The following is an 18,835-nucleotide window of genomic DNA, read 5'->3' as shown; positions in this document are numbered from 1 at the left end:
CCGGCAATGATGCCCACCCACGCAGCGGCCTGACCCAGCCGACTAGGCCGATCAGATCGCGCATCATAATTCGGCTGGCCAGTCACGTTTATCGATTCCCTAGCTTCTGGAGTTTGCGTCATGCGTTAGACGCTGCCACACATATACCCTGCCGGGGTAGGGACCAACGGCCCTAAAACACCCAGCGGGCTGCCGCTCCGTCCGAAAAGCCTAACCCGAAGTAGTACGGGCCCCGTTCACCATTGAGAGCAAGGTCCCGAAACTCCACGTCGACCACGATGTATGACAACAGCACGTGCGGCAACGGCTCGATGTGGATCGTCGGCTTGATTGTTTGATGTGCATCATCATCGTGTTGTTTTTCGACGGCGGCCACGACCCAGACCGTTCTTGCCATCGCCGACCCGGGGCTAATCGGTCCGCCCCACGACCAGTCGATGCAGCCTCAAGACGGACTCTCGGAGGGCTTTGCGTCCGGCGAGACCGACGAAGACAAACGCCGCAACGCATTACGCTGCTGCGGGAATACCGCCAGTCAAGATGGCTAGGTTGAAACGGGCCGCAGTACTCGCGATGTTCGTTCCACTCGCTTCAGGCACTGTCATCGGTCTGCGCTTCGATATCGGACGCGCTGTGTATCCGCACATGCCAACGCCGGCAGGACGCCCTTACGCGGGAATGGTCACGTCGCGCAACGCAATCAACCGTGTTGTGGATGACCTTCCTGCGGGCCACCGCGCCACCCATCGTAAGTGCGAGAGTTCGCCGTCCAATCACCGGCGGGCGTGCGCGCAAGGAAGCTTCTGCCAGCCGCGGAAGTCTCGCGTCACACCTAATCGCAACTCTGCCAAGCAGTTAGCTACCGGGCGAGACGATTGCCATCCGGGAACAGGGCCTCCCTGGTCGCGGCGCTCGTGCCGTTGACCGCACTGCTGGAGATCGTGTGCGGATTGTGGCCGGCCGCTAGACGAGCCAATCGTTGTGGCTCACGCTAATACTAGCAAGCGCCACAATGATATTGGCGCTAATCACCGCAAACGCCGGGCTCTGGCTCTACCACTTGACGGCCAACCCCAGCCCTCTCTTGCACCAACTCGCCGCCCGTGGCAGCACAATGATCACTTCTCGGCCGCCCTGCTGGCAATCGTGATCGGCCTCGTCATGTTGCGCATCACGGAACAGGGATCCCAAAAGCCCCGGATTCTCCTGCATACCATCGTGGGCATAACAGTTCTCATCGTTGGGATCTCGTCAATGGTCCAGATCTACCGCGTGGCTGATCCTGGCGGGCCTTCGGTCTCGGATGAAGAGATAACGCGAATGGAGCAAGTTCGCGTAACACAACAAGCGACTGAAACGTCTGGTGTGCAACGTCATCCCTGCGCACAGACTGACCTCCGCTGGTCCCGTGTCTACCAAATGGCGTACGCCGCCGCCATCGAGTGGAGCCATCGGGGAGTCCAGGGCTCATACCTGGCCCGCGCTGGAACTGACGATCGAATTGATTCGCGACGGCTAGCGTGAAGCTAACAATGATGACGCCCTGGTGAGGTTTGCGCTAGCCCGAGGGGGTCCGCGTCGACCAGCACTTGCCCCCGGGTGTCGCTGGCCGCAGTTTCGCGCACCCCGAACGCGACAACCGCGCTGACATGCCACATCGATCAGCGACGCGATGCACGCACGGCCAACGAAAAAAGAGGCAGACGATGAAGACACCCTAGGCGATCTGATCTGCCGCTCGGTTGCCTCCGCCGATGACGTACAGCCATTGATACCCGTTACAGGTAGTAGGTACCTCATCGATTGGGCAAACGTCGCCCGGCGCGGCATCGGTCGCCGCTTTTTCCTGGAAAGTCCGGTCTTTTCAGACCGACTGACAGCTGTTATGCCGGCGATCTCTGGCATATACCCCCCCGGAAATGCTAGCGTGAAGGTAGCTATGCGCCCCCGGGAACGTCATCCAAAACGCTGGTTGCGATACGTAACCAGCGCGGCGGTCGGTGTTTGGTTGCTCGGTATTACTGCTGGTTGCCACCTGCCCCATTCGGGACACCCCGCGCTTCACGGCGGGTCCGTGTTGACCGCTGCTGGCAAAACGATGGTTGCTGAATCGCCGCACAGGCCGAGCGCGGGTGTCGATTGCTGTTCGGTGGGACTCAAGGTCGGTACTCATCTAATGCTGGCATGCCGAATACCCGATTTGGTTGCGCTTGACCTCATCGTCACGGTTGTGGCCATGGTTGCTTCGCTGGCCGGGCCGGTCCGGTCGACAACGCGAGGCCCTCCCCGCCCCGTTGATGTTGTCGTCCATCAATCGGGTCAAGCTATCCTGACCCGCCTCTGCATCTCTCGTCGCTGATCGATCTGCGCCCACTGGCCGTGGTGCTCGGTTACCGCGGCCAGTGGGCGATGTTCAGATCCGTCGCCGCACAACGTCGCGGCATTTTGATGCAGAAAAGAGAACTTCATGAGGAACCTCCAACGCACTCGCTGCCTCGCAGCCCAGATCGTTAACAAGCGACAGGCGGTGTGGTCATGACAGCACATATCGAACCGAACCCCCAAGGGCCCCAGTGATCGGCACCGGGGTAACTGGATGCGCTGCCGCGTTAGTCCTGGCGCCTCACCGCTGGAATGTCACCGTGGTCTCCGACCGTGGGTGCTCGACGATGGCACCGCGATGCCTCGTGTGACCGTAGACCCTGCGCTGGCAATCGACACGAGCACCGAGCACCGTAACGTGGTCTTCATCGCGCCACGCGCCGACGACCACCTTCTGCTCGACGGATTGGTCGAACCCGGCGAATGCGAAACCGACCTCACCCTCAACAACTACCCGCCGACACGGGAGATCCTCAAGCGCTGCACCGACTTCACGCCGATCCTGCAGAAAGCTCGGCTAGAGACAGTTGACCCAATACGGTTGGAGCTGCGGCCTTTCCGTAGCACCGGTGTGCGCGAGCCAGGGGCGCCAATCGCGCACGACTATAGCCACGGCGGCGTCGGCTTCACATTGTCGCGGGGCTGCTCTTACCGAAGCGTCAGCTCGGCTTGCGGACTCCTTCAGGGTACGGCGTGGCCTGAACCCCCTGCGCGCAACGATTAACAACTACCCATCAAAGGAGGATAAAGAAAATGCTGCTCAATGTGAGCTTGCGCTCGGGAGAAGCTATTCACCCCCAGCGCACAACGACCGGCGCGAAGCCGCGCAGATATCCGATCGGCGCCAGCACCGTTGGTGAAGGGACGCGGTGACGTCATGAATATGAATATGAATATGGCCATGGGTACAGCGCCGACGTGGCTCACCATCGCCGGCTGGATTATCACGTGGACGGGGTTCGTTGTGGCCGCGATGATGATCGTCGACATTTATGTGCGTGGTTACCGCCAGCCGGAGCGTGCGATGGAAGCCGTTTGGCCGATCACCGCCGTCTATTCCGGCCCGCTGGCGCTGTGGGCCTACTACAAGTGGGGTCGGCCCCTCACAACGAAATGGCAAGAACAGCAACAGCGGTCGCCCCAATGGGGTTTAGGGGTAACCGCGGTCACCCAGACCATCGCGGGCGGGGCCGCGTCATTCATCGGACACACCCTTGCGGTGCCCCTCGTGATGTGGACCGGGTGGACAATCGCTGGCAAACATGTCTGGGCAATGATCCTGCTGATCGCGGTGTTCGCGCTGCCACTGCTAATCGGTTTCGAGTACCGTTCCCTGGCTGATCAGATTCCTTCCAAGGCTCGGCGACTCCAGATGGCGGTGCGGATTTCGGTGCTGGCGATCCTGGCTTTCGATCTGGGTATGGGTGCGATCATGGTTTTGGTGGCATTCGTGCTGCACTACGGACCCACGACAGCGGCGTTCTGGCTGCTTATGTGGGTGGGTATGTGGCTAGGCTTTGCTACCGCCTACCCAATGGTGTGGCGGCTGTTGGCCCGCAATGCGCCCGAACCAGTGCAGGCCACCCGGACCGCCGACCCCTCGCGAACTGGGTAGGCCTACACCCCAGCGCGGCAGAAGATTTTCGGCCTGTCGACGTTAATCCGACCCGACGGAACCACTAAAGATGGCTACGCATAACGGATTTAACGAGCGACACCGCTACCGGCGGCCTTCCGGTGGCAACGCCACCTCCTGTGCGGCGAAGCCTTCATCTGCTGGGCGGGTCGCATACGAGGGGCACCCTCAGAGATCCACCTGGTCCCCGAGGAGAAATACCCGGCCAGGCGCGAGATCTATGGCGACACAACGTTCTACAGGGGGACCCAGCACACCGTTACGGGGGGCCGATTGCTCGGATTCTTGCGCAAGCAGTGAAGCCGCCGGCGCGGCTGCGACCAGTTGAGGGGGCATGAGATGTTGGACTTCGGGGCGTTACCGCCGGAGATCAACTCCGGTCGAATGTATGTCGGTGCGGGATCGGGGCCGCTGCTGGCCGCCGCGGCGGCGTGGGACGAGTTAGCCGCCGAGCTCTATTCGACCGCGGCTCTGTATGGCTCGACAATTCAAAGCCTGTCTGTCGGGCCCTGGACCGGTCCCTCCTCGATCGCGATGGCGGCCGCGGCCACACCGTATGTGCAGTGGATGAGCGCGACGGGGGCGCAGGCCGAGCAGGCGGCCACCCAGGCCAAGCTGGCCGCGGGTGCCTACGAGGCGGCCTTCGTGGCGACGGTGCCGCCGCCCGTCATCGCGGCCAACCGCTCGCTGCTCGCGACATTGATCGCCACCAACATCCTGGGCCAAAACACCCCGGCGATCGCGGCCACCGAAGCCCAGTACATGGAGATGTGGGCGCAAGACGCCGCCGCGATGTACGGGTACGCCGGCTCGTCGGCGACGGCGTCGCAGCTGCAGCCGTTCAGCGAGCCGCCGCAGACCACGAACGACTCCGGTTCGGGGATGCAGGCGGCCGCGGTGGCCCAGTCGAGCACCTCGTCGGGCACCAATACCGCGACACAGGTGTCCCAGCTGGCGGCCGCGGCGCCCGCGGCGACGTCACCAATCAACTTGCCGCCGGTGCCGCCGGCCCTGACCGCGTGGAACAACATCTTCTCGACCATCGCCTCCGGCCCGTATTCCCTGCAGGGCTTAACTTCCATACCCGGTGGTCCGTTCTTGTCGTTCGGTCAGGCGTACGCCTGGGGCCAGAACGGGCAGAGCGCCGCGGCCTATCTGTCCGGGCCGAAATTCATCAAGGGGGCGTTGGAACCGCTGACCAGGGTGCCCAGCGCCGTTCACCCCATGCTGAGCTCTGCTGTCGGCGGGGCGCCGGTGACGGGCTCGATGGGCAAGTCGGCTTTGGTCGGAAGCATGTCGGTGCCACAGGGCTGGACCGAAGCCGCCCCGAACATCAGGATGCTCGCGCAGTCGCTGCCCGCCAACCTGGCGGCCGTCCCGGCCGCCTCGCTGATCGGCGAGGAAGGCGCGTTCAGCCAGATGGCTTTGTCCAGCCTGGCCGGTCGCGCCATCGCCGCCACCTCGACCCACACGGTGAGTAGCAATGCCGCGACGGCAGCCGCCCTGGGCAGCCTCGTCGCCGAAGCGGACCCCGCCGCCGCCACCATCATCGTCATCCCGGAGCTGGAGGACTAGACATGTTTTACGCAGCCTTTCCACCGGAGTTCAATTCGGGCCGGATGTACAGCGGTCCGGGAGCGGAGTCGTTGGTGACGGCGGCGACGGCCTGGGAGAACCTGGCCGCCGAATTGCAGTCCGCGGCGACCGCCTATTCGTCGGTGGTTTCGAATCTGACCAGCGGGGCCTGGGTGGGTCCGTCGTCGCTGGCCATGGCGGCCGCGGCCGCGCCCTACGTGGCGTGGATGCAGCAAACCGCGGCCCAGGCCGCCAAAACGGCAGCCCAATTGACGGAGGCGGCCGGCGCGTACGAGACGGCATTCGCAGCGCACGTGCCGCCGCCGCTCATCACGGCCAACCGTGAACTGCTGACGCAGTTGATGGCGACCAACCTCTTCGGGCAGAACACCGGGGCGATCGCGACCACCGAGGCGCAATACGCCGAAATGTGGGCCCAGGACGGCGAGGCGATGGACACCTACTTCGCCTCCTCGGCAACTGCGTCCGAGTTGACGCCGTTCACCGAGGCGCCACAGACCACCAACCCCGCAGGCACAGAGATGCAAGCGGCGGCCGCACCAGCCGCAGCGGCCGCGGCGCCAGCCGCAGCCGCCGCCAGCGCGACCGCGGGCGGCCCGCTGCAATTTCTCTCGCAGCTGGCCACCGAGTACACAAACTTCATCAACGGGCTCTTTAACTCGGCCCTTGGGCCAAACGGATCAGCGTGGGTTAACGCCGTCTACACCGGCCTCAAGGGCCCACTTAGCTTTACCACCGGGTTCAACGACATCGGGCTGCTGATCAACTTCCCTGTGTCGCAGTGGCTCAAGTTCGCGCCTCCGGTGGCGTATGGCGCACTCCCCAAGGACGCGCTGGGCGCTGGTCTGGGCGCGTTGGGCTTCACCCGGGGCACCCTGTTCGGCGCGATCTCGCCGACGGCGGGTTTCGCTCGGGGCACGCTGGTCGGATCGCTGACGGTTCCGCCCAGCTGGGCCTCGTCGACGCCGGCGATCAGGACGGTGGCCGCCGCCTTGACCGCCGCCGGCCCGGAGGCCATCCCGGCGGCGGCGCTAAGCGAGGGAAGCCTGTTCAGCTCGTTAGGGATGGCGGGAATGCTGGGCAGCGCGATGGGTGCCGGAGGTCCCACCGTGGTAAACGCCAGCGTCCGCAACCGGATGAAACCGCTCAAAGACCTCAAAGATAAGAACTCGCCGGACCACCTGAAACGTTTGGTGGCACAGATTTCGGAGAAGCCCGAAACCGTGCAGCATCACAACGTCGATGAGAAAGGTCTCGACGCGCTGCTCGAGCAGCTGGCCAAGAAGCCGGGTATCCACGCGGTGCATCTGAAGAAGGGCAAGTCCAAGGTCATCCCGTCCGAAGATGCGCAATTAGGTTGAGGAACAACCTAATTCAGTGATGTGGCAGCACGAAAGAAGGTAATTGATGAAGCGACTATTCGCGGTACTCGGTGTGTTCGCGATGATTGGTTTCGCGGCGCCGGCGTACGCCGAACCAGTGCCCGACCCCGACGGTGACGACGGGGCCTTCCTGGCTACGCTGCGCCAAGCCGGCTTCACCTTTTCCAGCGAAAGTGCTGCCATCGCGGCCGGCAGAGCTGTGTGCTCATCCTTGAACAACGGCGAATCGGGCCTGGAGCTGGTGCACGACGTGAAAAACCACAACCCCGGAATGAGTATGGAGATGGCATCGGACTTCGCGCTGATCTCGGCGAAATTCTATTGCCCACACCAACTCTCCAAAGCCTGACTCCAGGCGCTTCGGGTGACGGCCTGCTCGAGGTGCTCCAGCGCATCCCGGCCGAATGTAGCGGGCGGTCGGCAACCCGCCACCGGTCAGTGGTGGCCCGTCGACCTCGTCCACGGTCTCGGAGATCGCTGCTCCCCGGGCGCGCTGGGATCGGAATCGCCTGCGAATGGCCTTCTCCCGCTATACCGGGTACCGGGTGTAACACGTTTCCGTTCGACCGTCGAGGCCGGCACGAAACGCGGCTATCCGCGTGAAACCGGCCGGCACGCTGACACCATCAACGTCGCTGGCCACCAAATGGTTGGTGAGCAACCCAGACACAGCCTTGTCGAGGTCACCTGCGGTCAGCAAAAGCGTCTTGCGCGAAGGCAGTTCGATCGGGTCAGCCATCTTGCGATGCACGACACCAGTCAGGCACGCGGTCCGCAACGCAGTCCACAGACTCTGCATCGGCAGGCCGCGCTCATGCTGCACCGCCAGGGCGTACCTCGACATCACGATCGACAAGGCGGTGTCGTCACCTTGCGGCAGGGCATGCTCTGTCATGTCGGCGGGCTTCCCCATCGCCACCAGGGCAGGTAGATCGACCATAATGGTGTTGGTGGCCGGACAGTAAGACGCCGGCGGGCCGGCCCTCGCACCAGGACAATTGGCCGCACCGTAGGACAACGTTGGCCGATTCTTCGGCGAAAAGATCTTTCCCATCAGCTCCATCAGCGCCGACAACGTCACTTCGTTAGCGGCGGCCCGTTTGGCCAATCGTCGCAGTGATCATCTGGCTCGACCGCCACGACCTCGGCCACGGTCCCGGGGTAATGCGCGAAGTTCATTCCGTTGCCGGCGCCGACTTTGATCACACGCCCGCTCAGCCCAGCCAGCGCCCGGTCTCGGTGTTCGGCCGTTCCACGGATCTCGGAATCGGCGCTATCCGCTGATACATCCGCGCAAACCGCGGATGTTGAAGCTCCGACAGATTCGCCACGCCGCCTCCCTTGTCCGCAACTTCGGCGTCTAGTCCCATCATGCGTCGTCGACAACCAGCGCGACCGCATCTGGAGTTCGATTCAGGTTGTTCAGGACAGCCCCCATTTAGGGGCTAGGAGCCCGCCTTTCGCTCCAACAAGAACAGTGAGATTCTGCAGCGTTGCCGGCGATTATGGTCGGCCGCGGGGGCCCATCATGTCGCCAGGTCCCATCATTCCGCCCATCATGCCTTGCATCATCGGGGGCATTCCGTCGCGTACGAAGCCGGTGACTTCACGAGCGTGGGCGCGGATTGCGTCGGTGAGGATGGGATCGTCGGAGGTTTCCTCGGCGACGACGCCGGTAGGCGTCAGCGTCAGCTGGCGGCGGTAGTTGCCGGCGTTGCGGAATAGTGTTGGCAGGCTTTGGCTCATGCACATGACTTCGGAGCCCTGGTTGAGGTGGGAGTACATGCTCGATACGTGTGCGTGCAGTTTGGCGGTGAGCTCGGCGGCGTTTGATTGGGTGCTGGTGCGTACGCCGCCGGGAATCTCCTCGACCGTGCGGGTGATCTCGGTGTGTCGGTTGAACATGTCCATGTAGAGGCTCATGTCGGCCGGACTGGCACCCATCATGCCGCCGTCGGTTAGGCGAACGCGCAGGACGGGCGAACCGAGGACTCCGCGAAGCGCGTACCCGATACCCGCCACCGCGCTGGCGCCGAGTGCAGCGAGTGCCGCCCGTCGGGTGAGGTTAGCCATGTGATGACCTCCTGGGCACTTTGATCGCGCTCGGTCACGATGATCTTGCTCACGGTGTGGGTGCTCGTCGGCGTCGCCGGTTGTTGGTTGGTGCAGTCTGAGTCTTCTCAATCGAATTCAGCACACGCCTCTTACGCATCCCTGAGCGCTGAATTCGCGGTCAACGCTGACCATTCAGCTGCCGACTGCACCGCGTCACCGGAATGCCCCCAAGCGTTCGCGATTGCGGTGCTGCCACTGTCGGCCACGGCTCTGGTCACGCTGGGGTCCGGCGTAGCAGTGACCACCGCCGTCGGCTCAGTCACCGACGGTGTGTCACCCGGGAGGCGGGGCCCGCCCCGCGGCGTCTCTGTCGCCCTTTCGGGTCGAGATATCTTGACGCGGTTCTGTCTAGCGCGTCGCTGATCGGTCAGCGTCAGGCCGTTGTGCATTGGCCACTGCGGCCAGTGACCAATGACCTTGTCAAGGGCGCACTTTAAAGGGAGAACCCGCTGTCGAAGCGGCGATCGGACCACGCTCGTGGTGGCTGGCTCATCGTCGGATGAGCTTTCGATCAAGAACCCGAACGATCACCACCGCGTGCGGAAGATCCCTCGCAACCACAGAACCTGTTGCCCCGCGTGCTGGGGCGCAAATTTCCTCTCCGGTCTTGGCCTCGGCGCACGACCGCGGGACTAAACGAAGAAAACGATAGAGAAGTGAGAATCTAATGAAAACTGAAATCGGAAGAGCACTCTCGCTGTTCGGTGGCGCGGCTGCAGTTGTTTTCGCGTTCGGATTTAATGGTGTGGGCTACGACAAGTTGCCAAGCACACCGAGAATGACGACAACTGCGTTCGTCGTGACGCCAGTGCCCACACCTCCGGCCCCTTCCGCAGGTCCAGCCGACGGTAGACCCGGGGCCAGTCTGAGCGGCTGCATCGTCGGCCTCAACTGTGGACCCATAGGCCCCGTAGGCCCTAAACGTCCCAAACAACCCCGACCGTCCCAAACGATCCGGACTGCCCATGTCCCAAACACCCTCTCCCCCCGCCCGTAATACGGGAGGAACACGGCGGGATCGATTCTCAATGGGCTTATCAAGCCGCTGCGGCGGTTGGGATTTGGTAGGTGGTGTGGTCGCGCAGCATGGCCCACAGGACGTTGAGGCGTCGCCGGGCCAGGGCCAGGACCGCTTGTCGGTGGTGTTTGCCCTCAGCACGTTTGCGGCCTTCGTAGGCCCGGGAAGCGGGGTCGGTGCGGGCGGCACTTTGAGCGGCAAGATAGCAGGTGCGCAAGAGTCGTCGGTGATTGAGGCGGGGGCGTTTGAGGTTGCGCTGATGCGCCCGGAATCACGCGGTACCGGTGCGAGCCCGCAGATACCAGCCAAACGATCGGCGGAGTCGAAAGCGCTCATGTTTCCCCCTGTCGCGGCGAGGAATTCGGCGCCAAGAATGACCCCGAACCCGGGCAAGCTCAGGATGATTTCGGCGTACCGGTGGCGGCGAAATCGCTCCCCGATCATTGTCTCAGTGTCGGCGATTTCGGGTGTCGAGGTTGATCACCTCCTGGGCTAGCCGGGCCACCATCGCGACGGCCAGATCTTGTGGCTCTACGTTGCGCCGGCTCGGATGCGGCTGAAGAGATCGGCAACACGTGTCGCGATGTCGTCGCGTACGAGGCGCATTCGTTCGATGCCGTCGATTCCGCGCTCGGAGGGTTCGTCGGTGTCCCAGTTCTCGACGGTAATCCCGGGCGCGCGCTGGACCTTGGCTTCGCGCCCAATCGTGATCACGAAGTCGACATTCTGAAGGAGGTTTGGATCGATGGGTTTGGGTCTTTCGCCGGAGATGTCGACTTCGATTTCGGCCAGCGACTCGGCGGACAGGGTGTTGATGCCCTCGCCCGGCTTCGTTCCGGCCGAGTAAACAAGAACTGCGTCACCGGCGAGCTTGCGCATTAGGCCGGCCGCCATTTGCGACTTCCCGCTGTTCTTAACGCACACGAACAGCACCGAGGGCGGCTTGGCTTCATTCATGGCTCTGCTCCTTGATTACCGCTGCGACTGTATGCCTAGTTCGGACAGCAGTCGGCGAACACGCTCTTCGATTTCATCGCGGATGGGACGCACGGCTTCGACCCCTTGCCCGGCGGGATCCTCGAGTTCCCAATCCTCGTAACGCTTGCCGGGAAACAGGGGGCACGTGTCGCCGCATCCCATCTTGACGACGACATCGGCGGCCTGAACGATTTCGTCGGACCACGGTTTGGGGAATTCACGGGTGATGTCGACACCGACTTCCGCCATGGCCTGCACCGCGGACGGGTTAATTTGATCGCCGGGTTCAGATCCGCCCGACCACGCCACTGCCTGGTCGCCCGCGAGGTGATTGAAGAATCCGAGAGCCATCTGTGAGCGCCCGGCGTTATGCGTGCACAAGAACAAGACAGTCGGGCGCGTGTCAACGAGTTGCCCGCTGACACGCACGCGTGCTGCGAGGCGTTGGCGCGTCCACCGTTCCGCTCGCGCGGTTAGCGATTTCGCATCGATGGCGCGACCGTTGAATCGTTCGCAATAGGAGCGCAGCGACCGCTCGATATCGTCGCGGCCGACGTGCTCGCCGAACTCGGCGTGGAGCCGATCCGTAACGTCCTTCGGGGCCAGTTGCTGGTCGCCTGATTGATGCCCGAGCTGGTCTGTACTGGGTGACGGCGAGCTATCGGTCATGGTGTGCTCCGCTGGCCGGCGCGGCGTTCGAAGCATCCGCGGCGAAACGTCGCCGCAACGCCAGAGAGACGTAGACGAGGCCGACAAGCACTGGTACTTCGATGAGAGGGCCGACGACCCCGGCGAGGGCTTGCCCGGAGGTCGCCCCGTACGTCGCGATCGCAACTGCTATCGCGAGTTCAAAGTTGTTGCCGGCAGCCGTGAAAGCCAGCGTGGTTGTGCGCTGATAGCCCAAGTTGAGCGCGGCCCCCAAGAGGTATCCACCGCCCCACATGATGGCGAAGTACGCCAGCAGCGGCAAAGCGATTCGGGCGACATCGAATGGCCTGCTGGTGATTTGATCGCCCTGTAAGGCGAAGAGGATCACGATAGTGAATAGCAGGCCGTACAGGGCCCAAGGACCGATAACCGTGAGAAACCTGTTTTCGTACCAGGTCCGGCCCTTGGCCTTCTCGCCGAAACGCCGCGATAGGTACCCGGCCAGTAGAGGGATGCCAAGAAATATCAGTACCGACTTGGCGATCTGCCAGGGGGAGGTACTGATTGTGGTCTGCGGTAAGCCGAGCCAGCCCGGCAGGACTGACAGATAGAACCAGCCCAGGACTGCAAACATCACCACCTGGAAAATCGAGTTCAATGCAACCAGGACCGCTGCGGCCTCGCGGTCTCCACAGGCGAGGTCGTTCCAGATGATCACCATCGCAATGCATCTCGCTAAGCCGACGATGATCAATCCGGTGCGGTATTCGGGCAGATCGGGTAGCAGAAGCCACGCCAAGGCGAACATCACGGCGGGCCCGAGTATCCAGTTCAAAATCAGGGAGCTGAGCAGTAACCGTCGGTCGCCTGTTACCGAGTCCAGCTTGTCGTAGCGGACTTTGGCCAATACCGGATACATCATTATCAACAGGCCAAGCGCGATGGGCAGCGAGATGCCGTCGACCTGGACGCGCTCAAGAGCGGTATTGAGCCCCGGTACGAGCCGGCCCAACAACAAGCCGGCGCCCATGGCGATGCCAATCCAGACGGGCAGGAATCTGTCCAGGAGCGAAAGCTTTTCGACGACGGCGGGATGACCGTGCGACTGGGTGGTGGTCATGCCGATGCCTTCGCCGCGGAAACGTCAACTCTGAGTACCGTCGACAAGTTCGTCAATGCCTCCGGGACGACTGCGTAGTACACCCAAGAGGCGCGCCGTTCGGAGGTCAATAGCCCCGCATCCTTGAGGACCTTGAGGTGATGCGAGATGGTCGGCTGGGTTACGTCGAATCCCTCAGATACGTCGCACACGCATGCCTCGCCGCCCGCGCGGCTGGCCACCATGCTGAATAGGCGCAGTCGGATCGGATCAGCCAGTGCTTTCAGCTTGGCCGCGATGTCGGCGGCCGCCTCGGGTGAGAGCGGCTCGGTTACTAAAGGTGCGTACGCGCACACGGACGCGTCTGGAAGCGGAAGCCGTGATTTAGACACCCATCTATATTGATGCTTATCGAACTGAAACGCAAGCCGTGGACGGAGTGAGATAGCGGGCGTCGGCGCCAGACGATGGACTCAGGCGCACGTGCAAGTTTAATCCGCGTGAGCGCTCGGCGACAGACGTGGAACATCGCTGTCATCGGAGCGAGCGGGAACACTGGCCAAGCCGATGACGGCTGCAAGAGCTCCGAAAGCGCCGAGCGCCATGAACATCAAGCCGTATCCGCCGAGCCAGCTCGCCAGGGCGGCACCGATCCACGGACTGGTCGCGGTGGCCAAGGTGATTGGGGCGGATAGGACGCCGTTCAGATGTCCGTAGTGGGAATGGCCCCAACGTTCGGTGACGGCAGTCGCTTGTAGCAGGGTCATGATGCCCCGCACGAAGCCCGCGAGAATCGCCACGACGATCAGCGGCACCACCGAGCTGAAGATTCCCAGTAGTGCCGTCGTCACCGCCACTCCTGCCAAAATCGATGCCACTCGCGCCCGTATGCCGCAGCGGGTGATCAGCGTTCGGTAGCCGAGTCTGCCGAACACTTGTCCAATGCCGCCCAGGCCGAGCGCCATGGCTGACATGCGCGCGTCGATACCGTGCTCAGTCATCAGCGGCACGAGGTTGACGATGACCGAATAGGAGGCCAAGGCAGCCAAGGTGAGCGCGACTGCCAGTGCAACGAACGGGCGAGTCCGTGTGATTCGGCTGGGTGGTTCGCTGACGTGTACCCCCGGCGCCGCCGGCCATGGCTGGCGAAGGCCAAAGAAGTGCGCCGGAATGGTCACGGCCGCCAATAGCAGCGCGAGAACGAGATAGGTTGTGCGCCAATCAAGTCGGTCGGCCAGCGCGGCGGTGAGCGGCGCAAACACCGTACTCGAAAGCCCCGCCACAAGCGTCAGAATCGTCAGGGCGCCGACGTGGCGGGGGCCGAACCAGCGCGTCAACGCCGCGAACGCAGGCGGATACAGCACCGCGGCCATGGCCACTCCTGCCGCCACCCATGCGGCCACGAACCACGGAAACGTCGGAGCTAGCGCAACGCCCACCACTGCAAGTGGGCCGGCCACCGCACCGGCGGTCATAACGCCACGCGGGCCATGTCGATCCAACCACCTACCCACGATGACGCCGACCAGTGCCGAGGTGACCAACGCTCCTGAGAACGCCGCGGTGACTGCCGGAGGGGACCAACCAGTTCGCGCAGAAATCCGGACCGATAACACCGAAAAGGCGTAGTACAAAACGCCCCAACTCGTAATCTGGGTCAGGCACAAGGCAATTAGCGTCCAACGCAGACCGCGCTCGTTGGCTGGATGGGACTGCGTTTGAACTTCTTCAGACATGGCGGGGTCGGGGTTGCCGCAAACTGGATCGAAATGGCCTGAGCAAGTGCGCCGATTCGACCGTACAAGACGGTTGCGCACCCTCACTTGCAGATGCGCAACCGGTCGAGCACGCGATCTGTCTGATCAGCAGCACGATGTCGTGCGGGACGCCTGCTCCGTCTCCTCGGAGGTTGTGCCGCCGCAGCAGACCCCACCTTCGGCAGTGCCGCCCTCCGAATGCTGTGGGCTGGTGCCGAAGGTGTCGGAATCGGCGAGCACGGTATAGACCTCCCACTTCTCGCCACCCGGTCCGGTAACCCAGACCTTGTCTTGTGTGGCGAAGCAGCACGTCGTTCCGATCTCCTCGTCGGTGAACATTCCCTCACCCTGCAAGCGGGCGATCTCCTCATGCACCGTATCGCTGGACTGGACCTCGACGCCGAGGTGATTAAGCGTGCCGCCTTGTCCCGGGTTCTCCAGGAGCACGAGCTTCAGTGGGGGCTCGGCGACGGCGAAATTGGCGTACCCCGGCTTGCGTTTCGCAGGCTGGATGTTGAAGAGCTTGGAGTAGAACAAGATTGCCTCGTCGAGGTTATCGACGTTGAGGGCGAGTTGGACGCGCGACATGAGAGTGGACCTCCATAGGTGTGAGACATATATCGAAATCGTCTGACGTCCCCAGGATGCCACCTTTTTGATATATGTCAAATCTCTGTGGCAGAATGGTGGGATGCCAAGAACCCTGCCCGTGATCGACATCGCAGCGCCGGTATGTTGCTCGCCGCTGGCCGCTGGGCCGATGAGTGATGACGATGCGTTACGGGTAGCTCTGCGGCTCAAGGCGTTGGCCGACCCGGCTCGGGTCAAGATCATGTCGCTGCTGTTCAATTCGTCTGCTCGCGAGCAGAACACACGTGATCTTGCGGCTGTTCTCAAATTGAGCGAGTCGACCGTCAGCCACCACCTCAGCCAACTCCGTACGGCGGGGCTGGTGGAATCGGATCGCCGCGGCATGAGCGTCTACCACCGCCCCCATCGAGATGCGATGGCAGCCCTCTGCGCGGTTCTCGACCCAAACTGCTGTAGCTGACGTTGTGCCATCTCGGTAGAAAGCCGCGTCCATGGTCATCGGCGGATGCCAATAGCTTTGGCGTTGTAGGGTTTTGCGGTTCTCAGCGTCCCTGGCTGATGGTGGAACGGCGAGCGATGAGCCTGGCTGCCAGGGTGAACAGAAGCACCAACACAACGAGCGTCAGGGCGCCGGCCCAGGCCCGTGCTTGAGCCGCTTTGAAGCCAGTGATGGCGTTGCCGAATATCTGTAACGACAGTGTCGACATCCGTTTGTCCGGGTTGAGTTCCGTGAAGAGGTCGTTGCCTAACGCCGTCAACAGCAGTGGGGCCGTCTCGCCCATTGCTCGTGCGACGGCGAGCATGATGCCGGTGATGATGCCCGAGCTGGCGGTGGGCAGAACCACCGCGACAATCGTGCGCGCCCGGGTGACTCCGAGCGCAAGTGATGCCTCTCGAATCTCGTTGGGTACGAGCCGTAGCATTTCCTCGACCGATCGGATGATCAGCGGGAGCATGATCAGGGCCAGGGCGATCCCACCGGCGATGCCGGAAAAGCCGAAATGCACGACCCAGACTGCGTATACGAAAGCGCCGGTGACGATGGTTGGGATCCCGACCATCACGTCGGTCACGAACCGCGCATACCTCGCGAGGCGGCCGCCGTATTCGACGAAGTAGATGGCGGCGGCGAGTCCGATCGGAATCGACAGCACGGTCGCGATCCCCACGATGATGAGGCTGCCGATGATGCCGTTGACGAATCCGCCACCTGGCTGAGCAGGGTTGCCCGGAGGAGTTTGAGTGAGAAATTCGGGCCCTAGGTACTTCAGTCCTTCGGCGGCGACATAGCCTAGGACCCATAGCAATACGGCGATGGTGGCGGCCATCGTGGCGGTCAGAAGAGCGGTCATCGCCCAGTTCGTGAATGTGCGCCGGCGCCCGGTACGTGCGGCTTCGATGCTGAGCGTTGGTGCGGTGACCATCATGCGATGTGTTCACCCGCGCGGCTGACGACCCACTTGCCGATGAAGTTGACCAACAGTGACACTGCCAGCAGCGCGCTGGCGACGACGAATAGTGAGTTGAGGTGGTAGGGCTGGTTGGCTTCGGTGAATTCGTTGGCGATGACGCTGGGCATGGTAGCTCCTTGGGAGAGAATGCTTTTGGGGAGCGACAGGACGTTGTTGCCGATTAGCATCGTGACGGCGATGGTTTCGCCGAAGGCGCGGCCGAGACCCAAGATGGCGGCGCCGGTGATGCCGGCGCGGGAGCGGGGAATCACGGCGAGTCGCAGCATTTCCCATCGGGTGGCTCCGAGCCCGAGTGCTGCCTCCTTTTCGGCCACGGGGGCGGTAGCAAATACCTCGCGGCAGATGGCGGTCACGATCGGAAGGACCATGATTGCTAGGACGATGCTGGCCGAGAACACCGAGTAGCCGAAGAACGGACCACGGAAGATGCTGCCGATCACGGGGAGCACTGATAGCCGGCTCAGTGTGGTGCCGATCGGTGTGATCACAGGCAGCAAGGCGAACACGCCCCAGAATCCATAGACGACGCTGGGGATCGCGGCAAGCAGATCGACTAGCGACGACAACGATCGACGCATTCGTGTGGGAGCCACATCTGTGATGTAGAGCCCGAGCGCAATTGATACGGGAACGGCGATGAGCAGGGCGATGGCCGAAGTCACCAGCGTTCCGACGACAAATTGCAAGATCCCGTACGGATTGGGGTTTCTGGATTCAAGGGTTGCCTCTGACGGCGCCCACCGGTCGGACGTCAGAAATCCCAATGGGCCGTAGTGAGTAAGTGCCGGCCAGGCCTGAAGGATCAGGTAGAGCGCGGTTCCCGCCAGGGTCAGCATCACGAAGACGGCAGCGCCCGCCGTCAGGGATCGGAACGTCGCATCGCCTCGGTGATTTCGCGCAGAGAAGTGGAGGTGGCGTTTGACGGGCCGATCGGGGAGGAAGGCCTTCGTCGCACGGGCCGCTCCACCTTCTTCAGCGCTGCGCGCCCGTGTCATTAGCCCAGCGGTGCTCCGGCAATCGTGATCATTTTCAGCCGTTCAACGGCCCTCTGCTGCAAGTCTTTTCCGAGCGGCGCGTAGTTGACGCGCGCTACCTCGTCCTGGCCGTTGGACAGCACCCAAGCGAAGAAGTTGACCACCGCCTTACCTTTGGCGGCATCAGGTTGGTTGACGTACACCAACGCATACGTCGTTCCGGTGATCGGGTACGCATTCGGGTCAGCACCGTCGGTGAAGCTGGCGCGCAGATCCGGAGGGTAAATCGTGCCTACGGTGCCCTGGGTGATGGTGGCGGTGCACGCCTGAATGAATTTGCCGGCCTTGTTCTTCACCTGGCCGTATCGGAGGTTCTGTTGTATGGCATAGGCCAGTTCGACGTAGCCCAGACCACCTTCGGTCTGATTGACAACACCTGACACGCCTTCGTTGCCTTTACCGCCGATCCCGACAGGCCAGGCCACTTCCTTTCCGAAGCTCTTGTCGGATCCGCCCAGGGCACGGACCCAGGTCGGGCTTTCCTTGGTCAGGTAATCGGTCCATACCGCGGTAGTGCCCGACCCATCGGAACGGTGTGCGACCGCGATGGGTTCGTCGGGAAGGTTGACACCGGGATTAAGCGCCTTGAGGGCGTCGTCGTTCCATTTGGTGATTTTCCCGGCGAAGATCTTACCGAGCGTTTCGCCGTCGAACTTCAGGCCGCTGTCCACGCCTTTGACGTTGTAGGCGGGGACGACGGCACCGAGCACCAGCGGGATGTGCAGGATGGGCCCGCCCTTCGCCGCGGCGAGTTCACTGTCCTTCATCGGCGTATCCGACGCACCGAAATCGACTGTGGCTGCGCTAATTTGCTGAACGCCTCCACCGGATCCGATTGATTGGTAAGCGACTTGCACGCCGTCGGAGGTGCTGTAGTCCTTGGTCCATATCGACATCACCGGGGCTACAAATGTAGAGCCCGCTCCCGACAACGTGTTCGCGGCTCCGTCGAGTTTCTTGATGGGCAAAGGATAGTCGGGTGTGGCGGCCGCGTTTGCGCCGCAGATCTGGCCGTCCTGCGCGGCCTGGGTGGTGCTTTGGCCTACATTGCTGGTGCTTCCGCATGCGACTACGGCACTGACCAGAAGTGCGGTAGTGGCCGCACTCGTGAGGGCTTTCGTGACCAT

Annotated in this window: 18 protein-coding genes and 4 pseudogenes; 8 read left to right on the top strand and 14 right to left on the bottom strand. The window is 62.7% G+C overall.

Translation table 11 applies throughout. The features are described 5' to 3' along the window. Positions 1–172: 172 nt before the first annotated feature. Positions 173–376 (bottom strand): hypothetical protein, encoded by a 204-nt coding sequence (locus MJO58_RS27575; protein WP_139043420.1) that lies wholly within the window; start codon positions 374–376, stop codon positions 173–175. Between the two features lie 1,296 nt (positions 377–1,672). Here MJO58_RS27575 and lpqS (MJO58_RS29030) point away from each other — a divergent pair. The 6 genes from lpqS (MJO58_RS29030) to MJO58_RS27550 all read left to right on the top strand — a co-directional run bounded on the left by lpqS (MJO58_RS29030) (position 1,673) and on the right by MJO58_RS27550 (position 7,345). After that, positions 1,673–2,359, top strand: coding sequence for a putative copper homeostasis (lipo)protein LpqS (gene lpqS / locus MJO58_RS29030; protein ID WP_491562437.1), 687 nt, complete (start codon positions 1,673–1,675; stop codon positions 2,357–2,359). Between the two features lie 300 nt (positions 2,360–2,659). Then, positions 2,660–3,106, top strand: coding sequence for a hypothetical protein (locus MJO58_RS27570; protein WP_061559571.1), 447 nt, complete (start codon positions 2,660–2,662; stop codon positions 3,104–3,106). 177 nt (positions 3,107–3,283) lie between these two features. Next, positions 3,284–3,997, top strand: a complete 714-nt coding sequence (locus tag MJO58_RS27565; protein WP_239723500.1) for a DUF4396 domain-containing protein — start codon at positions 3,284–3,286, stop codon at positions 3,995–3,997. Positions 3,998–4,357: 360 nt separating this feature from the next. Next, positions 4,358–5,593 carry a PPE family protein gene (locus MJO58_RS27560; RefSeq protein WP_061559570.1) on the top strand — a complete coding sequence of 412 codons (1,236 nt, stop codon included), beginning with the start codon at positions 4,358–4,360 and terminating at the stop codon, positions 5,591–5,593. Positions 5,594–5,595: 2 nt separating this feature from the next. Further along, entirely contained in the window at positions 5,596–6,975 is a 1,380-nt protein-coding gene (locus MJO58_RS27555; RefSeq protein ID WP_061559569.1) for a PPE family protein, read from the top strand. A 46-nt stretch (positions 6,976–7,021) separates the two neighbouring features. After that, entirely contained in the window at positions 7,022–7,345 is a 324-nt protein-coding gene (locus tag MJO58_RS27550; RefSeq protein WP_061559568.1) for a DUF732 domain-containing protein, read from the top strand. 180 nt (positions 7,346–7,525) lie between these two features. Here MJO58_RS27550 and MJO58_RS27545 read toward each other — a convergent pair. From MJO58_RS27545 to MJO58_RS27535, 3 genes and pseudogenes are all read right to left on the bottom strand, one after another. Then, a pseudogene (locus MJO58_RS27545) lies at positions 7,526–8,083 on the bottom strand (peptidase); the annotation flags it as partial. A 3-nt stretch (positions 8,084–8,086) separates the two neighbouring features. Next, positions 8,087–8,327 (bottom strand): annotated as a pseudogene (locus MJO58_RS27540) (SAM-dependent methyltransferase); the annotation flags it as partial. 172 nt (positions 8,328–8,499) lie between these two features. Further along, complete coding sequence (locus MJO58_RS27535) at positions 8,500–9,069, bottom strand: hypothetical protein (protein WP_061559464.1); 570 nt, start codon at positions 9,067–9,069, stop codon at positions 8,500–8,502. Between the two features lie 39 nt (positions 9,070–9,108). Here MJO58_RS27535 and lpqS (MJO58_RS29025) point away from each other — a divergent pair, with 39 nt between their 5' ends. Further along, positions 9,109–9,474 (top strand): putative copper homeostasis (lipo)protein LpqS, encoded by a 366-nt coding sequence (gene lpqS, locus MJO58_RS29025; protein ID WP_473143704.1) that lies wholly within the window; start codon positions 9,109–9,111, stop codon positions 9,472–9,474. A 674-nt stretch (positions 9,475–10,148) separates the two neighbouring features. Here lpqS (MJO58_RS29025) and MJO58_RS27530 read toward each other — a convergent pair. The 7 genes and pseudogenes from MJO58_RS27530 to MJO58_RS27500 form a co-directional block, all read right to left on the bottom strand. Next, positions 10,149–10,727, bottom strand: a pseudogene (locus MJO58_RS27530) (transposase); the annotation flags it as partial. Continuing rightward, a complete protein-coding gene (locus MJO58_RS27525; RefSeq protein WP_061559462.1) occupies positions 10,661–11,086 on the bottom strand; it encodes an arsenate-mycothiol transferase ArsC in 426 nt (141 codons plus the stop codon). The pseudogene MJO58_RS27530 and the gene MJO58_RS27525, both read right to left, overlap by 67 nt. 15 nt (positions 11,087–11,101) lie before the next feature. Next, positions 11,102–11,713 carry an arsenate reductase ArsC gene (locus tag MJO58_RS27520; RefSeq protein ID WP_420845456.1) on the bottom strand — a complete coding sequence of 204 codons (612 nt, stop codon included), beginning with the start codon at positions 11,711–11,713 and terminating at the stop codon, positions 11,102–11,104. A gap of 54 nt (positions 11,714–11,767) precedes the next feature. Then, positions 11,768–12,875: pseudogene (gene arsB / locus MJO58_RS27515) on the bottom strand (ACR3 family arsenite efflux transporter); the annotation flags it as partial. Then, positions 12,872–13,246 carry an ArsR/SmtB family transcription factor gene (locus MJO58_RS27510; protein WP_061559459.1) on the bottom strand — a complete coding sequence of 125 codons (375 nt, stop codon included), beginning with the start codon at positions 13,244–13,246 and terminating at the stop codon, positions 12,872–12,874. The gene MJO58_RS27510 and the pseudogene arsB, both read right to left, overlap by 4 nt. A gap of 99 nt (positions 13,247–13,345) precedes the next feature. Beyond that, the gene (locus MJO58_RS27505) at positions 13,346–14,590 is read right to left on the bottom strand and encodes an MFS transporter (protein ID WP_061559458.1); all 1,245 of its coding nucleotides are present in this window, start codon (positions 14,588–14,590) and stop codon (positions 13,346–13,348) included. Positions 14,591–14,716: 126 nt separating this feature from the next. Then, the gene (locus MJO58_RS27500; protein WP_061559457.1) at positions 14,717–15,199 is read right to left on the bottom strand and encodes an ArsI/CadI family heavy metal resistance metalloenzyme; all 483 of its coding nucleotides are present in this window, start codon (positions 15,197–15,199) and stop codon (positions 14,717–14,719) included. 103 nt (positions 15,200–15,302) lie between these two features. Here MJO58_RS27500 and MJO58_RS27495 point away from each other — a divergent pair, with 103 nt between their 5' ends. Then, positions 15,303–15,662: an Rv2640c family ArsR-like transcriptional regulator gene (locus tag MJO58_RS27495; protein WP_061559456.1), complete on the top strand. Its 360-nt coding sequence runs from the start codon at positions 15,303–15,305 to the stop codon at positions 15,660–15,662. Positions 15,663–15,744: 82 nt separating this feature from the next. Here the strand turns inward: MJO58_RS27495 and pstA are convergent, their stop codons facing one another. The 3 genes from pstA to pstS all read right to left on the bottom strand — a co-directional run bounded on the left by pstA (position 15,745) and on the right by pstS (position 18,835). Next, positions 15,745–16,554 (bottom strand): phosphate ABC transporter permease PstA, encoded by an 810-nt coding sequence (pstA, locus tag MJO58_RS27490; RefSeq protein WP_175364737.1) that lies wholly within the window; start codon positions 16,552–16,554, stop codon positions 15,745–15,747. Positions 16,555–16,625: 71 nt separating this feature from the next. Next, entirely contained in the window at positions 16,626–17,669 is a 1,044-nt protein-coding gene (gene pstC / locus MJO58_RS27485; protein WP_082811599.1) for a phosphate ABC transporter permease subunit PstC, read from the bottom strand. Then, positions 17,669–18,835, bottom strand: a complete 1,167-nt coding sequence (gene pstS / locus MJO58_RS27480) for a phosphate ABC transporter substrate-binding protein PstS (protein WP_061559453.1) — start codon at positions 18,833–18,835, stop codon at positions 17,669–17,671. The genes pstC and pstS overlap by 1 nt, the downstream gene beginning before the upstream one ends.

Source organism: Mycobacterium lentiflavum (assembly GCF_022374895.2).
Lineage (GTDB): Bacteria > Actinomycetota > Actinomycetes > Mycobacteriales > Mycobacteriaceae > Mycobacterium > Mycobacterium lentiflavum.
Note: the sequence above shows the minus strand (reverse complement) of the source record. Positions and strands in the feature narration are given on the sequence as shown.

What these genes read in the sequence shown, in the direction of transcription:
- lpqS (WP_491562437.1), top strand. Translation starts at nt 1,673, where the DNA reads ATGCACGCACGGCCAACGAAAAAAGAGGCAGACGATGAAGACACCCTA.
- MJO58_RS27555 (WP_061559569.1), top strand. Translation starts at nt 5,596, where the DNA reads ATGTTTTACGCAGCCTTTCCACCGGAGTTCAATTCGGGCCGGATGTAC.
- MJO58_RS27535 (WP_061559464.1), bottom strand. Translation starts at nt 9,069, where the DNA reads ATGGCTAACCTCACCCGACGGGCGGCACTCGCTGCACTCGGCGCCAGC.
- pstC (WP_082811599.1), bottom strand. Translation starts at nt 17,669, where the DNA reads ATGACACGGGCGCGCAGCGCTGAAGAAGGTGGAGCGGCCCGTGCGACG.
- MJO58_RS27505 (WP_061559458.1), bottom strand. Translation starts at nt 14,590, where the DNA reads ATGTCTGAAGAAGTTCAAACGCAGTCCCATCCAGCCAACGAGCGCGGT.
- MJO58_RS27500 (WP_061559457.1), bottom strand. Translation starts at nt 15,199, where the DNA reads ATGTCGCGCGTCCAACTCGCCCTCAACGTCGATAACCTCGACGAGGCA.
- lpqS (WP_473143704.1), top strand. Translation starts at nt 9,109, where the DNA reads ATGATCTTGCTCACGGTGTGGGTGCTCGTCGGCGTCGCCGGTTGTTGG.
- MJO58_RS27525 (WP_061559462.1), bottom strand. Translation starts at nt 11,086, where the DNA reads ATGAATGAAGCCAAGCCGCCCTCGGTGCTGTTCGTGTGCGTTAAGAAC.
- pstS (WP_061559453.1), bottom strand. Translation starts at nt 18,835, where the DNA reads ATGGTCACGAAAGCCCTCACGAGTGCGGCCACTACCGCACTTCTGGTC.
- MJO58_RS27560 (WP_061559570.1), top strand. Translation starts at nt 4,358, where the DNA reads ATGTTGGACTTCGGGGCGTTACCGCCGGAGATCAACTCCGGTCGAATG.
- MJO58_RS27495 (WP_061559456.1), top strand. Translation starts at nt 15,303, where the DNA reads ATGCCAAGAACCCTGCCCGTGATCGACATCGCAGCGCCGGTATGTTGC.
- MJO58_RS27550 (WP_061559568.1), top strand. Translation starts at nt 7,022, where the DNA reads ATGAAGCGACTATTCGCGGTACTCGGTGTGTTCGCGATGATTGGTTTC.
- MJO58_RS27565 (WP_239723500.1), top strand. Translation starts at nt 3,284, where the DNA reads ATGGGTACAGCGCCGACGTGGCTCACCATCGCCGGCTGGATTATCACG.
- pstA (WP_175364737.1), bottom strand. Translation starts at nt 16,554, where the DNA reads ATGACCGCTCTTCTGACCGCCACGATGGCCGCCACCATCGCCGTATTG.